The organism is Pseudomonas sp. 7P_10.2_Bac1 (genome assembly GCF_025465935.1).
Lineage (GTDB): Bacteria > Pseudomonadota > Gammaproteobacteria > Pseudomonadales > Pseudomonadaceae > Aquipseudomonas.
In genome coordinates this window covers 46,692-61,602 of sequence record NZ_JANLNV010000094.1, presented here as the reverse complement: position 1 = coordinate 61,602, position 14,911 = coordinate 46,692, and the positions used below count along the sequence as shown (strand labels likewise).

General features: G+C 57.3%; 16 protein-coding genes. 5 read left to right on the top strand and 11 right to left on the bottom strand.

Features of this window, described 5'->3' with window-relative positions; all coding sequences use genetic code 11:
- Positions 1–109: 109 nt before the first annotated feature.
- From NTD86_RS23410 to NTD86_RS23395, 4 genes are all read right to left on the bottom strand, one after another.
- Positions 110–1,390 carry a GGDEF domain-containing protein gene (locus NTD86_RS23410; RefSeq protein ID WP_262205761.1) on the bottom strand — a complete coding sequence of 427 codons (1,281 nt, stop codon included), beginning with the start codon at positions 1,388–1,390 and terminating at the stop codon, positions 110–112.
- A gap of 84 nt (positions 1,391–1,474) precedes the next feature.
- Positions 1,475–2,110, bottom strand: a complete 636-nt coding sequence (locus NTD86_RS23405) for a LysE family translocator (RefSeq protein WP_262205760.1) — start codon at positions 2,108–2,110, stop codon at positions 1,475–1,477.
- Positions 2,111–2,257: 147 nt separating this feature from the next.
- A complete protein-coding gene (locus tag NTD86_RS23400) occupies positions 2,258–3,415 on the bottom strand; it encodes a phospholipase D-like domain-containing protein (RefSeq protein WP_262205759.1) in 1,158 nt (385 codons plus the stop codon).
- 1 nt (position 3,416) lies between these two features.
- The gene (locus NTD86_RS23395; RefSeq protein WP_262205758.1) at positions 3,417–4,007 is read right to left on the bottom strand and encodes a YceI family protein; all 591 of its coding nucleotides are present in this window, start codon (positions 4,005–4,007) and stop codon (positions 3,417–3,419) included.
- 225 nt (positions 4,008–4,232) lie between these two features.
- On the opposite strand from NTD86_RS23395, the gene olsB reads away from it, so the two are divergent.
- Positions 4,233–4,988: an L-ornithine N(alpha)-acyltransferase gene (gene olsB, locus NTD86_RS23390; protein WP_262205757.1), complete on the top strand. Its 756-nt coding sequence runs from the start codon at positions 4,233–4,235 to the stop codon at positions 4,986–4,988.
- Positions 4,988–5,779, top strand: a complete 792-nt coding sequence (locus NTD86_RS23385) for a lysophospholipid acyltransferase family protein (RefSeq protein WP_262205756.1) — start codon at positions 4,988–4,990, stop codon at positions 5,777–5,779. The genes olsB and NTD86_RS23385 overlap by 1 nt, the downstream gene beginning before the upstream one ends.
- Positions 5,780–5,845: 66 nt before the next feature.
- On the opposite strand, the gene NTD86_RS23380 is transcribed toward NTD86_RS23385, so the two are convergent.
- Positions 5,846–6,457: an ACP phosphodiesterase gene (locus NTD86_RS23380; protein WP_262205755.1), complete on the bottom strand. Its 612-nt coding sequence runs from the start codon at positions 6,455–6,457 to the stop codon at positions 5,846–5,848.
- Between the two features lie 169 nt (positions 6,458–6,626).
- Here NTD86_RS23380 and NTD86_RS23375 point away from each other — a divergent pair, with 169 nt between their 5' ends.
- Genes NTD86_RS23375 through NTD86_RS23365 form a run of 3 tightly spaced genes read left to right on the top strand, consistent with a single transcriptional unit; the run spans position 6,627 to position 9,177 of the window.
- Entirely contained in the window at positions 6,627–6,929 is a 303-nt protein-coding gene (locus tag NTD86_RS23375; protein WP_262205754.1) for an ArsR/SmtB family transcription factor, read from the top strand.
- Positions 6,930–6,940: 11 nt separating this feature from the next.
- Positions 6,941–8,107, top strand: coding sequence for an MFS transporter (locus NTD86_RS23370; protein WP_262205753.1), 1,167 nt, complete (start codon positions 6,941–6,943; stop codon positions 8,105–8,107).
- A gap of 20 nt (positions 8,108–8,127) precedes the next feature.
- Positions 8,128–9,177: an alkene reductase gene (locus NTD86_RS23365; protein WP_262205752.1), complete on the top strand. Its 1,050-nt coding sequence runs from the start codon at positions 8,128–8,130 to the stop codon at positions 9,175–9,177.
- 618 nt (positions 9,178–9,795) lie between these two features.
- On the opposite strand, the gene rpoS is transcribed toward NTD86_RS23365, so the two are convergent.
- The 6 genes from rpoS to ispF form a co-directional block, all read right to left on the bottom strand.
- Entirely contained in the window at positions 9,796–10,800 is a 1,005-nt protein-coding gene (rpoS, locus tag NTD86_RS23360; RefSeq protein ID WP_262205751.1) for an RNA polymerase sigma factor RpoS, read from the bottom strand.
- A gap of 108 nt (positions 10,801–10,908) precedes the next feature.
- Positions 10,909–11,736 (bottom strand): peptidoglycan DD-metalloendopeptidase family protein, encoded by an 828-nt coding sequence (locus NTD86_RS23355; protein ID WP_262205750.1) that lies wholly within the window; start codon positions 11,734–11,736, stop codon positions 10,909–10,911.
- A gap of 209 nt (positions 11,737–11,945) precedes the next feature.
- Complete coding sequence (locus tag NTD86_RS23350) at positions 11,946–12,581, bottom strand: protein-L-isoaspartate(D-aspartate) O-methyltransferase (protein WP_262205911.1); 636 nt, start codon at positions 12,579–12,581, stop codon at positions 11,946–11,948.
- A gap of 44 nt (positions 12,582–12,625) precedes the next feature.
- On the bottom strand, positions 12,626–13,375 hold the full coding sequence (gene surE, locus NTD86_RS23345; RefSeq protein WP_262205749.1) for a 5'/3'-nucleotidase SurE: 750 nt from the start codon (positions 13,373–13,375) through the stop codon (positions 12,626–12,628).
- The gene (truD, locus tag NTD86_RS23340; protein ID WP_262205748.1) at positions 13,363–14,421 is read right to left on the bottom strand and encodes a tRNA pseudouridine(13) synthase TruD; all 1,059 of its coding nucleotides are present in this window, start codon (positions 14,419–14,421) and stop codon (positions 13,363–13,365) included. Before truD ends, surE begins: the two co-directional genes overlap by 13 nt.
- Positions 14,418–14,891 carry a 2-C-methyl-D-erythritol 2,4-cyclodiphosphate synthase gene (gene ispF, locus NTD86_RS23335; protein ID WP_262205747.1) on the bottom strand — a complete coding sequence of 158 codons (474 nt, stop codon included), beginning with the start codon at positions 14,889–14,891 and terminating at the stop codon, positions 14,418–14,420. The genes truD and ispF overlap by 4 nt, the downstream gene beginning before the upstream one ends.
- Positions 14,892–14,911 lie beyond the last annotated feature (20 nt).

Here is a 14,911-nt window from a genome sequence, read left to right as displayed (position 1 = left end):
GGGACGGGCTTGGCTTGCGATCTTTTTAACCTCAAAGGATCACCGGGCAAGCTCGTGCCTCCAGGTATATAGCGGATCACATACCGAACGAACGATGACAGGCGCGGTGTCAGCGCGCGCCCTTTTTCATGGAGTACATGGCAGTGTCGGCTTTGAGCAGCAGTTGTTGGGCGTTTTCTCCGTGTTCGGGGTAAAGGGCTATACCGATGCTGCAAAGGATGTTGAGCATATGGCCGTCAATCAAGATGGGCCGACTCAGTTCAAAGCGGACTTTCTCGGCCACAATCACTCCGTCTTCAGCGAGGTTGAGGTTCTCCAGCACCAGGACAAACTCGTCACCACTCATTCGCGCAACCGTGTCGCTCTCGCGCACACACGCCTTCAAGCGCGTTGCGACCTGTTGCAGCAACTGGTCGCCAACCCCATGGCCGTAGCTGTCATTGATGAGTTTGAAGCCATCCAGGTCGACAAACAGCACCGCCAGGTTTTGCTGCTCACGTTTGGCGCGGGCCAAGGCGCTGTTCAAGCGCTCGTAGAGAAATTCGCGATTGGGCAAGCGAGTCAACGCATCGTGTTGCGCCAGAAACTGCAGGCGAGCATGCAGTTTTTTCCGTTCAATCGCCGCTGCCACCTGGGCAGATACGAACTGCAACAGCTCTTTGTGCGACTCGGTATAGAGTTCGCAGCCCAACGGACTCTCGACCAGCAGCACCCCAATAATGCCGTTTTGAGTAACCAGCGGAACACCCAGCCACGACGGGGCATCCGGGGCGTTCTGCAGCAGCGGCTGACCACTGTGAATGACCTCTTCACTCAGCCGCGAGACCTCGTTTATCGACCAGTCACCGTGCTGTGAAACGAGATAAGGAAAGCTCAACTCGCCTTCAGGCTGATCGCACAGGGCTACGGAGAAGTTCAACGCCGGCAGCCATTGCCCGACGAGTTCATGAACGCGCTTGAACAGCTCCAGCAAATCACCAGCAGCATGGGCCGCCTCGGAGATGGCGAACAGTGCCAGTTGACGCGACTCGGCCAGCTTGCGCTCGGTGATGTCTCGGGCCACTGCTATGTGCAATCGATAGTCATCCGACCAGCGTGCCGACCATAAAATATGGATGACACTCCCGTCCTTGCGCAGATAACGGTTCTCGAAATTGAACTGCGGATCGCCCTCCCTGACACCGTCGGCGGCCTGTACGGTGCGTTCACGGTCAGCCGGAACCACTAGATCAATGATGCAAAGCCCGATCAGCTCGTCCTGCTCATAGCCAAAAATGCGCTCGCAGGCCGCGCTGACATAAACGATATGGTACTTGCGGTCCACGACACAGACCGCGTCCATCAACTGATCAATGAAACTGGCTTGAGACAGGTAACGTTTGATGTCCATAAGGCACCCGATGCCTGGAAGTTAAACGTGAACATCCATCCCTATCCCTGTATCGCTCCCTGACTACATCCTTTGCAGCCAATTTTATCTGTTATGACCCAACAGCCCCGGTAAGGCATGCGCCAGAGCGCTGATGGCAAAACCAATAAACATCACGCCACACAGACGGGTGATCAGCAACTGGTGACGTTGATACAGCGCACGGACATGGCTTGCACCCACTATGCCAATCAAGATCACATACGCCAGCGCGCCCCCCAAAAAACTCAAGGCGATCAACCAGGGCAGCATATTCCAGGTCAGCAGTTCTGCACGTCCGGAGAGCAATGCGGTGAAGGTGGCCACGGCGACCGGATAGGCTTTGGGGTTGGTCAGGCCGAAGAAAATGCCATGGGCAAACGGCTTGCGGGCCGGGCCTTGCTCAGCCACGCTGCTGCGTTTGACACGCACGGCGCGCAGGCCCAGCCAGAACAGATAAAGACCGCTGATCAGCCCCAGTACGTTGAAAGCGGTGCTGCCAAATTCGCGTGCACCCACAATGGCAATCAATGCCGTACTGCACCAAATCACATCACCCAGCAAATGCCCGCACAAAAAACCGGCACCCGCGCGGCGACCACGGGCCGCGCCAATCCCGAAAACAGCCAGCACACCCGGGCCCGGCGTAATGCCATAGATAAAGCCCGAAGCCAGTACTGCCAACCACAATGAAGATGTCATGCAAAACGCTCCAAAAGATTCAGACTTCACGCTCTCCAGCCGCCCGTGAAGCCGTTCGATTTTGCACGTTCCGTTCAGTTATGTAACCGCTTGTGAAGCAAAATGCCATGCTTTATTTAAAGGCATCGCGAATTTGTCTGGAAGCCCCTAGGGGCGACGCCCCAGCATGTTGACCACCACCCTGTCCACCCAGCCCCATATCCGCTGTTTAACTCGGCCCCACAATGGCCGTGACTGCCAAGCCTGCAGACTGATCGGCAGGCTTTGCGCAAAGTCCGTCATAAAACTGGCCGCTACCGCCTGGGTCAATGTCGGGTCGAGGGCCTCAAGGTTGGCTTCGAGGTTGAAGCGCAGGTTCCAGTGGTCGAAGTTGCAGGAACCTATGCTGACCCATTCGTCGACCAACACCATTTTGAGGTGCATGAAACACGGCTGGTATTCAAAAATCTGCACCCCGGACTTGAGCAACCGAGGGTAGTAACGATGCCCGGCATAGCGCACGGACGGGTGATCGGTGCGTGGGCCGGTGAGTAACAAGCGCACATCCACTCCGCGACCGGCCGCACGACGCAATGAACGCCGGACACTCCAGGTTGGCAGAAAATACGGCGTAGCCAGCCAGATGCTGTGTTGGGCGCTGTTAATGGCTCGTACCAGCGATTGCAGAATGTCGCGATGCTGATGGGCATCGGCATAGGCCACCCGCCCCATGCCGATACCCTTAGCAGGCGCCATGGGCAACTGTGGGAGGCCAAAGTGGGTGGCGGGTTTCCAGGCTTTGCGGCTGATGTTGGCGCGCCATTGACGCTCAAACAGCATCTGCCAGTCTTGAACCAACGGGCCCTGGATCTGCACCATGACTTCATGCCAGTCATAGGTATTTTCAGCGGGCTGCCAGAATTCATCAGTCACGCCCGTGCCGCCGACCATGGCACATTGCTGATCCACCAACAGCAGCTTGCGGTGATCACGGTACAGATTGTTCAACCCCCGACGCCAACTCAGCGGATTGTAAAACCGCAGCTCAACCCCGGCTGAGGTCAGCCGATGCCGTAACGCCACGGTAAACGCCAGGCTGCCATAAGCGTCGAACAGACAGCGCACACGCACCTCGCGCCGGGCCGCTTGTTCCAGCGCCTGGACGAGGGTTTCAGCACACTGCCCGGCCTTCACCAAGTAGAACTCCAGATCAATATGATCCCGAGCCTGCTCGATGGCCGTCAGCATCAGCGGAAAAAATGCCGGGCCATCAATCAATAACTTGAATTGGTTGGCGCTGTGCCAGGGGAACACGGCGCCGGCCATCTTAGCGGGCCGTGAAAATCAGCACCGCATTTACCGGTACTGAAAAACTGATAGCCGACAATCCGGCACCTTTACGCAAGGTCTCGAGCTCTGGCTGTAAACCAAAATCCTCGGCTTGCAGCATCAGTGGTTCGAGGGTCACGACCTGAAAGCGATGTTCATCCAGCCGGGTTGCCAGCAACTCCGCCTCATAGGTGTGCTGCTTGTCCCGCAGAGTGACCGTGACCGGCAGGCGCAACTCTACTTGCGCACCCGGTGCCAGTTCGTTGATGGGTTGCAGATTGATTTGCGCGGTAATTTGCGCCTCGGGGAAATGCTTGAAATCGAACAGTTGGTCGCGCATGCGTTCATCACGCAATGGCACTGCGCTGTTGACCGAGTCCATTTCGATGCGCAATTGCGCGTGCCCCTTGCGGTCCACTTTGCCGTGCAAGACCAGAAAACGGTGTTTGTTGGCAACATTGGCATTTTGCGTAGTGATAAATGAAAGCCGTGATGACTCACCGTCCAGGTACCAACTGGCCTGCGCAGACAGGCTCACGCCCAAGGTGAGCAGCAGCGCGCAAGCGGCGGATAAAAACGTCTTAGACATAAAAACTCATCGACAAGTAAACAGGCGCTAGTGTGCGTGCTTGTGCGCCATCTGGGCATATTTTTTTACTGCGGGTTAGAGCACGCCTGTGCATCGCCAGTTCCATGCCGGGGGCTGTCATACAAGCATCACTCAATTGTCATGGTCATGACATTGCCGCTCCTTAGCCTGACGTTGCACACCTCAGTCGACAAGGCAGGCTCGATGCCTGCACGGAGATTCGCAATGTCCCAGATCGCCCGTATCCGCGACACCGCTCAAGAACGCCGACTGCAGGCTGAACGCTTGCTTGGCCCAGAGGCCTTGCGTGAGGCTCAAGCCCTGCGCTTCCGTGTTTTCAGCGGCGAATTGAACGCCAAGCTGAAAAGCGCAGACCGGGAATTGGACATTGACGACTACGACGCACATTGCGAACACATCGGGGTTCGCGACCTCAACACCGGTTTGCTGGTGGCGACCACTCGCTTGCTGAACCACAGCGCAGCGCTAAACATCGGGCATTTTTACAGCGAAGAAGAATTCAGCCTTCACGGCTTGGCGCACCTGCAAGGCCCTATACTTGAAATCGGCCGCACCTGTGTCGACCCGGCCTATCGCAATGGCGGCACCATCGCCGTGCTGTGGGGCGAGCTGGCTGAAGTGCTCAACCAGGGCGATTATCACTACTTGATGGGCTGCGCGAGTATCCCGATGCAAGACGGCGGTATTCAGGCCCAGGCCATCATGCAGCGTTTGCGCGAGCGTTACCTGTGCACGGAATACTTGCGCGCCGAGCCTAAAAAACCGCTGCCAGCGCTGGACGTTCCAGCGAACGTCATCGCCGAAATGCCCCCATTGCTCAAAGCCTACATGCGCCTGGGTGCGAAGATTTGCGGCGAACCCTGCTGGGACGAAGACTTCCAGGTAGCGGACGTGTTTATCCTGCTCAAGCGCGATGAGCTGTGCCCGCGCTATGCCCGCCACTTCAAGGCTGCCATGTAATGCGTCGCCTGCGCCTGTGTGCGCGAGTAGTGCGTGTGCTGGCGGTGGTCAGCCTGGGGCTGGGCATGGCCAGTATTTTCGCCCTGCTTGAACGCTTACACCTCAACAGCGCCATGGACCGGCGACAGCGCTGGACGCAGTTCTTCATGAAGCGGCTGAGCAATGCCCTGCCGTTTCAAGTCACGGTTTTCGGTGATCGACCTGCCACGCCAATGCTGTGGGTGAGTAACCATGTGTCCTGGACCGACATTGCTCTGCTCGGGCAACTGACGCCGCTTTCATTTCTGTCCAAGGCCGAAGTGCGCCACTGGCCCGTGGCGGGCTGGCTGGCGGACAAGGCCGGAAGCCTGTTTATCCGCCGGGGCGCGGGGGACAGCCAAAGCATCCGTGAGCAGATGGGCCGTCATCTGCAGCAACAGCACCCGTTATTGATGTTTCCGGAAGGCACGACCACCGACGGGCGCTCAGTACGCACCTTCCATGGCCGCTTGTTGTCAGCGGCCATAGACACTGACGTGCCGTTGCAACCGGTGGCCATTCGTTATGTCCGCAATGGCAAAAGCGATCCAATCGCACCGTTTATTGGCGATGACGATTTGCTCTCGCATTTGCTGCGCTTGCTGGCTCACGATCAGGGACAGGTTGAAATTCATTTGCTGGAGCCGATTGCGTGTCAGCAGCAAGAACGCGCGATGCTGGCGTTCAGAGCGCAGGAAGCGATTCGCCAGGTGATCTGCGGAGCCCCTGAAGCCCATCCGCAACCTGAGTGCGAGCCGGTGGCGGCGGTTTAATCGTGATGTAGGCCTGAGGAGCAAAGCGGCAGGGCTTTTTGAAAGGATCGCGAGGCAAGCTCCCTTCTACAGGTTTGGCGGTGTCTGCAGGGCAGCCGCCAGGCTGAGTTTTTCACGGGCAGCAAACGCCTGCAGTTGCGGGTAGAAGGCACTGAAGTCCTCGCTCAGTGGCCCGTAGAGCGCGCGCAGATCGTGCATCGCGCCAGCCAATTCTTCTGGCTGTGAAAGGCGTCGGGCAATGCCCTGAAAAACTTGCTCCAGCACCCCAAAGTCTTGATATGAACCCAACCAGTCGTGGGCCGCCATGTGCGGCGCAATGCTGGCCAGACGCTTGGGCAGGTGGCGCTGTGTCACCAGCAGCGCATAGAACGTTGAGGTGAAACGCTCCAGCGGGCCGTCAGCGTATTGCGACCAATCTCGCGCCAGGCAATGGTCGAAGAAGACGTCCAGCACGATGCCCGCATAACGCCGCCGTGTGCGGGTGAAGCGCGACAGCGATTGATCAACCAACGGGTGGCTATCCGTAAATACGTCAATGCTGCGGTGTAACTGGATTGCAGACTCTATCGTCGGGCTGTACTGGCCCTGCAGGCGCCCTTTTACGAAGTCACCATACAGACTGCCCAGCAATTCTTCAGGCCGCTGGCCGCCAAGGTGCAAATGTGCGAGATAATTCATGTCGCGCAGTTTAGCACTCCGCTATTCCGCACGACCTACAAATATCGTTATAACCCGATATACCGATTTGAGCTGATCTCAGATCAAATACATATTTGTATATCGCGATATTACGATTTAAAGTTCGCCTCATCGCGATATAACGCTACATCTTATTGAGCACCCCACTATGCCGATCGACCTCGACGAAATAATAAAAGCGCTGGCACACCCAGTACGCCGAGAAATCATTCGCCTGTTGAAAGACCCGCAGGTCGAGTTCCCTGACCAGCACCACAGCACTGAGCATGGTGTGTGTGCAGGCCAGTTCGACCAACGCTTCGGGTTGTCGCAATCCACCGTCTCCGCCCACCTCGCCACTTTGCAGCGCGCTGGCTTGATCAGCAGCCAAAAAGTCGGCCAGTGGCACTTCTTCAAACGCAATGAGGAGACCGTCCAGGCCTTCCTCGCAACACTGAGCCAAGAGCTTTAACAAGGAATTACATGCCTCTCTCGCTACTTATCCTGGCGCTTAGCGCCTTCGCCATCGGGACCACCGAGTTTGTGATCATGGGCTTGCTGCCCGATGTCGCGGCCGATCTGGGCGTCTCTATCCCGGGCGCTGGCTGGCTAGTGACCGGTTACGCGTTGGGTGTGGCCATTGGTGCGCCGTTCATGGCGCTGGCCACCGCCAAGCTGCCCCGCAAGGCCGCCCTGGTGGCGCTGATGGGCATATTCATTATTGGCAACCTGCTCTGCGCAGTGGCCAGTGACTACAACGTGCTGATGCTGGCACGGGTCATTACCGCCCTGTGCCACGGCGCCTTCTTCGGTATCGGCTCCGTAGTGGCTGCAGGCCTGGTGCCGGCCAACAAGCGGGCTTCGGCGGTCGCGCTGATGTTCACCGGGCTGACCCTGGCCAACGTCCTGGGCGTACCGCTGGGCACGGCCTTGGGCCAGGCAACAGGCTGGCGCTCGACCTTCTTTGCCGTGACGGTCATTGGTGTGGTGGCGTTGATCGGCCTGATCCGCTTCCTGCCCGCCAAGCGGGATGAAGAAAAACTCGACATGCGCGCTGAGCTGGCCGCGCTCAAAGGCGCCGGAATCTGGTTGTCGCTGAGCATGACAGCACTGTTTTCAGCGTCGATGTTCACCCTCTTTACCTATGTCGCCCCGTTGCTGGGTGACGTGACCGGCGTTTCCCCTACTGGCGTGACCTGGACCTTGCTGCTGATCGGCCTGGGCTTGACTGTCGGCAACATTATCGGCGGCAAGCTGGCGGACAAGCGTTTGGGTGCGACGCTGATCGGCGTCTTTATCGCGATGGCTGTGGTATCGACCGTGCTGACCTGGACCAGCGTGGCGCTGATTCCAACCGAGATCACGCTGTTCTTGTGGGCCACGGCTTCGTTTGCCGCAGTGCCGGCCTTGCAAGTCAACGTCGTGACCTTCGGCAAAGCGGCACCGAACCTGGTGTCCACCCTGAACATTGGCGCGTTCAACGTCGGTAACGCTCTGGGTGCCTGGGTCGGCGGCAGTGTGATTGCCCACGGCTTCGGCCTCACCAGCGTGCCTCTGGCCGCTGCTGCGCTAGCGGTGCTGGCCCTGCTGGTCACCCTGATTACTTTTCGCCAGAGCGGTAATGCCGATCTGGTAACTGCCACACATTGATCCCTGAGAGGGCTACAAAGATGACCACGATTTTTGATCCGATCAAACTGGGCGATATCGAGCTGCCTAACCGCATCATCATGGCACCGCTCACCCGCTGCCGTGCCGAAGAAGGCCGCGTTCCAGGAGCACTGATCGCTGAATACTACGTTCAACGTGCCTCGGCAGGGTTGATCCTGAGCGAAGCCACGTCGGTAACACCGATGGGCGTTGGCTACCCGGACACCCCCGGCATCTGGTCCAACGATCAGGTCCGTGGCTGGAAAAACGTCACCCAGGCAGTCCATGCCGCTGGTGGGCGGATCTTCCTGCAACTGTGGCACGTGGGGCGCATTTCCCACTCGCAGTACCTGAACGGTGAAAAGCCGGTTGCCCCTAGCGCCATCGCAGCCGAAGGCCATGTCAGCCTGGTACGTCCAAAGGCCGCCTTCGAAGTGCCACGCGCCCTGGAAACAGCCGAGATCGCAGACATTATCGAGGCCTACCGCACTGGTGCCGAGAACGCCAAAGCTGCGGGCTTTGACGGCGTTGAGATTCACGGCGCCAACGGCTACCTGCTCGATCAGTTCCTGCAAAGCAGCACCAACCAGCGTACCGACCAATACGGTGGCTCGCTGGAGAACCGTGCTCGCCTGATGCTTGAAGTGACCGATGCTGTCGTCGAAGTCTGGGGGGCTGGCCGAGTTGGCATGCACCTGTCGCCACGCGCAGATTTGCATAGCATGGGCGATGACAACCGCGCAGAAACCTTCGGCTACGTGGCCAAAGAGCTGGGTAAGCGCGGTATCGCGTTCATCTGCGCCCGTGAGCACGAAGCAGCAGATAGCCTGGGCCCGCAGCTCAAGGCAGCGTTTGGCGGCCCTTACATCGTCAACGAGCGCTTCACCAAAGAAAGTGCCAATGCCTGGATCGAAGCTGGCAAAGCGGATGCTGTCGCGTTTGGCGTACCTTTTATCGCCAACCCTGACCTGCCAGCACGCTTGAAGGCCGATGCGCCGCTCAACGAAGCGCACCCGGAAACCTTCTACTCCCAAGGGCCAGTCGGCTTCATTGACTACCCGACGCTGTAAACCGGCGCTTGAACACCGGCTTGCTTGCGGCCGGTGCTTAACCCCACAAAACAAAACGCCCAAGGCCATTAAAGCCTTGGGCGTTTTGTTTTGAATGCAGGTTAAGGTCAGGACCTTTAAGGGGTCTGCCTGAACACTTTTTGCCAGGTAAAAAAAGGGGCGGTTTGACCCGCCCACATTTTTTCCCTAATCCCTTTTGTTCCTTCTCATCATCCTGATGAATTGCATCCTGCAATGTCCTTAACGCTCTTCCTTGAACGCCGTGTCTATCCGTCGACACAGTTAAGATACTAGAGGCTTCTAAAATTGCTGCAACCGCAGCAGTTATAGATATTTATTACAGAAAACAGCCCCAAAAAAACATAAATCTCTTAAATATCAGCCAGTTAAAAAACTTCAAGAGTAAGAAAAAGCCATTTAAACCGGGGCATTTCGCTATTGGCTTACAGAAAACGTAAGTAAAGGCTTACATCTAATCGCAGATAAAGCTCAATTTCGTACAGGGCATACCATTTACCACCCACATCTTTTAAAGAGCGAACCTAAATTGACTTGGGATAAAAAATAACTTCCATAAAAAAACCCCGATGGCTCGGGGTTTTGGTCAGCAAACGATGTTTACTGAAACAGTGATTCGCTCGACAAACCGTTGCGTTCAAGAATCTCACGCAAGCGCTTGAGACCTTCAACCTGGATCTGACGTACACGCTCACGGGTCAGGCCAATTTCCAGGCCGACATCTTCAAGGGTGCTGCTCTCATGCCCACGCAGCCCAAAGCGGCGAATCACCACCTCACGCTGTTTGTCAGTCAGCTCCGACAACCACTCATCGATGCTCTGCGACAAATCATCGTCCTGCAGCAGTTCACAAGGATCTGTAGGGCGATCATCAGTCAGGGTATCCAGCAACGTTTTGTCGGAGTCCGGGCCCAAGGACACGTCTACCGAAGACACACGCTCATTGAGCCCAAGCATGCGCTTGACCTCCGAGACGGGTTTTTCGAGCAGATTGGCGATTTCTTCGGGGGAGGGTTCGTGATCGAGCTTTTGCGTCAGTTCGCGCGCGGCTCGCAGGTAGACATTGAGTTCTTTTACAACGTGGATCGGTAAGCGGATGGTACGGGTTTGGTTCATGATTGCCCGTTCAATCGTCTGGCGGATCCACCAGGTGGCATAGGTCGAGAAGCGGAACCCGCGTTCCGGGTCAAACTTCTCGACTGCCCGAATCAGTCCCAGGTTGCCCTCTTCAATCAGGTCCAGCAGCGATAGCCCACGATTGACATAGCGGCGGGCGATTTTCACCACCAGTCGCAAGTTGCTTTCAATCATGCGTTTGCGGCCGGCCGGATCACCACTTTGCGACAAGCGCGCAAAATGGACTTCTTCTGCGGGTGAGAGCAACGGGGAGAAGCCAATTTCATTGAGGTACAACTGGGTCGCATCAAGCGCCCGGGTGTAATCAATGTACTTGTGCTGTTTTGAAGCAGTACCTTTTTTCGACTTGGTGCGAGCTGTAGGGGGTAAATCGTTTTCTTCTGACATCAAGTCACTATCGATGCTAGCGTCCATAAGGAGCACCTCATCGTCGATGTCAAACCCCGGCGCTTCTTTACTGAGAGCCATTGTTCTAGTCCTTTGGTGAGTTCGACCTCAAGCTCAAGCATCGCCTTTATCCTTGGCAACGCTGGAGCCTGTTCCTTTCATCTACATCAGGAACAGGCTGGTAACCGATCAACGGCGTGGAAGGAATTGCAGTGGATCTACAGGCTTACCTTGGCGGCGAATTTCAAAGTGAAGTTTCACCCGGTCTGTACCAGTTGACCCCATTTCGGCAATTTTCTGCCCGACCTTGACCTGCTGCCCCTCCCGAACCAAAAGCCTGCGGTTATGACCGTAGGCACTGACATAGGTATCGCTGTGTTTGATGATGACCAATTCGCCGTAGCCCCTCAATCCACTTCCGGCGTAAACAACAGCCCCATCAGACGCAGCTAAAACAGGCTGTCCCAAATCTCCGGCAATATCAATACCTTTATTCAAACTACCGTTTGAAGAAAATTTGCCGATCAAAATACCGTCTGCAGGCCATCCCCAGCCTTTGGGTGCTGGGCCTGCCGGTAATGGCGCAGTCGTCACCGGTGTGGCCGTGGTGGCTACAGGACGTTTGGTCACGGTGGTTTTACTGCCCGATGAAGACGAAACCACAGTCGTTGTTGTGCCTCCCGAAGGCACTGTCCCGGCACGTCCATCAAACCGGATCGCTTGGCCCGGCACGATCGTGTACGGCGCAGCAATGTTGTTTTTTGCCGCCAGCGCCTTCCAGTCCCATCCATAGCGAAAGGCAATCGAGAACAGGGTGTCGCCACGCTTGACCACGTACTGACCAGTGGTCACTGCCGGCCGCTGGGCAACCCCATTACGGTCAACGACACTTGCACCACTCTTGGATGCGCTGGAACACGCCGCCAACATCGCCAGGGAGGCACTTAACACCAGACCCGCCACTACTCTTTGATAGCTTATGGTCCCCATACGCTGCGTAATGACTGTGAGACTCACCCGCCGCTCCCTTTGAAGATGGCTAAAAATTAGAACGCCAGTCGTGGCCCCCATTGGGCGCAAGTATAACTGGCTGTAAAGCTTTGCAGACGGCAAAGCCACTGGGTACACATATTGTTTAAAGCTTAAACAGTGGCAGGACACGGCCTGCCCACTGCGCTGTATGACCTGTACCCGGCTTTATAATTCAGCCGGGCGGCGCTAAAGAATCAGGCCAGCGGCCCATTAAGCAGCGGTACAAAGCGCACATTGCCAATGACACGCCGGGCAAAACCATGCTCCTCGCGTACGATCAGCATCAGTTGCTGGACATCACCAGCACCGACCGGGATCACCAGGCGGCCGCCCGGTGCCAATTGATCGAGCAAGGCTTGCGGTACATCTGTGGCCACGGCTGTGACGATAATGCCATTGTACGGAGCCAGCGCCGGCCACCCTTCCCAGCCATCACCCCAGCGAAACACCACGTTGCGCAAGTTAAGCTCGAGCAAGCGTTCTTTGGCGCGATCCTGCAACACCTTGATACGCTCGACCGAAAAGATGCGCTCCACCAACTGCGATAGCACTGCGGTCTGGTAACCCGAACCGGTACCAATCTCCATGACCTTGTCCAGCGGGCCGTCCTCCAGCAGCAGCTCGCTCATGCGCGCCACCATATAAGGCTGGGAGATGGTCTGGTTGTTGCCGATGGGCAGCGCCGTGTCTTCATAGGCACGGTGGGCCAGGGCTTCATCGACAAACAGATGACGGGGGATGCGCCGAATGACTTCAAGCACATTCTGGTTAACGATGCCCTCTTCACGCAGGCGCTGGATCAGCCGCTCACGTGTACGCTCCGAGGTCATGCCAATGCCGCGATGCATCATCAGGCCATCCTGCTCACGCGCCATCAGCCCAAGCCCTCCAGCCAGCCATCGAGGCTTTTGAAGGCGTCACCAAAAGTGCGGTCCAGTTGCAGCGGCGTTATCGACACATAGCCCTGCATCACGGCATGAAAGTCGGTGCCGGGGCCGCCGTCTTCAGCATTGCCTGCCGCGGCAATCCAGTAACCAGCCTTACCCCGCGGATCGACCATGCGCACTGGCGCAGCCGCGCGCGCGCGATGGCCCAAGCGGGTCAACTGGATACCGCGGATTTTATCCAGCGGCAGATTGGGGATATTGACGTTGAGCACCGTACGCGGTGGCAGGTCCAGTTGGCCATGAGCGTCCACCAGCTTGCGTGCAAAATAAGCAGCCGTCGGCAAATTATCGACCTGGCGCGAGACCAGCGAAAACGCAAACGAAGGACGCTCCAGGAAGCGCCCTTCAAGTGCCGCAGCCACGGTGCCTGAATACAGCACGTCATCGCCCAGGTTGGCACCCAGGTTGATCCCTGACACCACCATGTCCGGCTGTTGCTCCAACAGACCATTGAGGCCAAGGTGGACACAGTCGGTTGGCGTGCCATTGATGCTGATAAAGCCATTGCTCAAGGTGTGCGGATGCAACGGGCGGTCCAGCGTCAGCGAGCTGCTCGCGCCACTTTTGTCTTGATCGGGGGCAATCACCACACACTCGCAATAATCAGCCAAGGCCTCATGGAGCGCGGCTATCCCCGGGGCGCTGACCCCATCATCATTAGAAATCAGAATACGCATAGGCTGTCCGTTTGCCCCAAAGACACCAGATCAACAAGTTCACGCACCAGGACAGTGGCGAAGCATCCGGCCGGCAGTACAAATTCCAGTTGCAAAATATCTGGTTGCGGATAATGCCACGTCAATCGACCAATGGGCAGCCGCAGAATACGTCGCTCGTGGCTCATTCCTGCCCGAACCAGCCAGTCGCGTAAATCAGCTTCACGCTCGGCAATGGTTTGCTCCAGCACTTGGGTTGCACCCGCGGTCGGTGACTCACCCTCGCCCCACTGCGGGCCGGTCGGATGCAGATCAAGAATAGCCAATCGTGGATCATTGCACTCGGCTTCGCCTGCCGGAAAAAAACTCCGGCTGTCGGTAAACGCCAACAGATCTCCCACTTGGGCACGCTGCCAGCTGCCATCGGCCACCCGGGCAGCCAACACCTGGTTGAACAGGTAACTGCGCGCGGTAGACAGCAGCCGTGAACGGACGTTGCGCTGCTCCGGCAAGGCCTTGCGCGCTGCATAATCGCGCGCCTCGCCCACATTGCCGCCTTCCCAGCCAAAACGCTGGGTACCGAAATAGTTCGGTACACCCTGCCGGGCGATCAATTCCAAACGTTGCTGCAAGGCATCCTTGTCGGCGTCCAGTTGCGTCAGGCGCAACGTGAAGCCGTTCGCCGCGTGGGCGCCGCGCTGCAATTTGCGTTTGTGTCGAGAGGTCTTGAGGATTTTCAGCGTGTCATTTTCGGCGCCCGACAGATCAGGGTCGGCCTTGCCTGGCAATTGCACGCTGAACCACTGGCGGGTCAGCGCCTGACGATCCTTCAAACCGGCGTAACTGACGGTACGCAAAGGCACGCCTGCGGCCTTGGCAATCCGCCGCGCGGCTTCCTCGGTATTCAGACCGCGCTTCTCAACCCACAACCACAGGTGCTCGCCGTCGCCAGACAACGGGATATCCAGCACTTCATCGACCTGAAAGTCCTCAGCCGTGGCTTTGAGCACCGCCGTGCCCAACGGCGCGCCGTAAGCTGTCGGCCCCAGCAGATCAAACTCGTTCATGCGCGAACCAACAAAGCGATGGAGTGCACGGCGATACCTTCTTCACGGCCCACAAAACCGAGTTTTTCGGTGGTGGTGGCTTTTACGTTTACCTGGTCCAAGTCAACCTCAAGATCCGCGGCAATCTGCGCACGCATGGTTTCAATGTGCGGTGCCATTTTCGGCGCCTGAGCAATGATGGTGTTGTCGACATTACCGACTTTCCAGCCTTTGGCATGGATCAACCCCACCACATGGCGCAACAGGACGCGGCTGTCCGCTCCCTTGAACTGCGGGTCGGTATCCGGAAAGTGCTTGCCGATGTCACCTAGCGCCGCCGCCCCCAGCAATGCATCGCTGAGCGCGTGCAGCAGCACGTCGCCATCAGAGTGGGCCAGCAGCCCGAATTTATGAGCAATTCGCACGCCGCCCAGGGTTATAAAGTCGCCTTCAGCAAAACAGTGCACATCATAGCCGTGGCCAATACGCATAAAAAAACGCCCCGATTAAG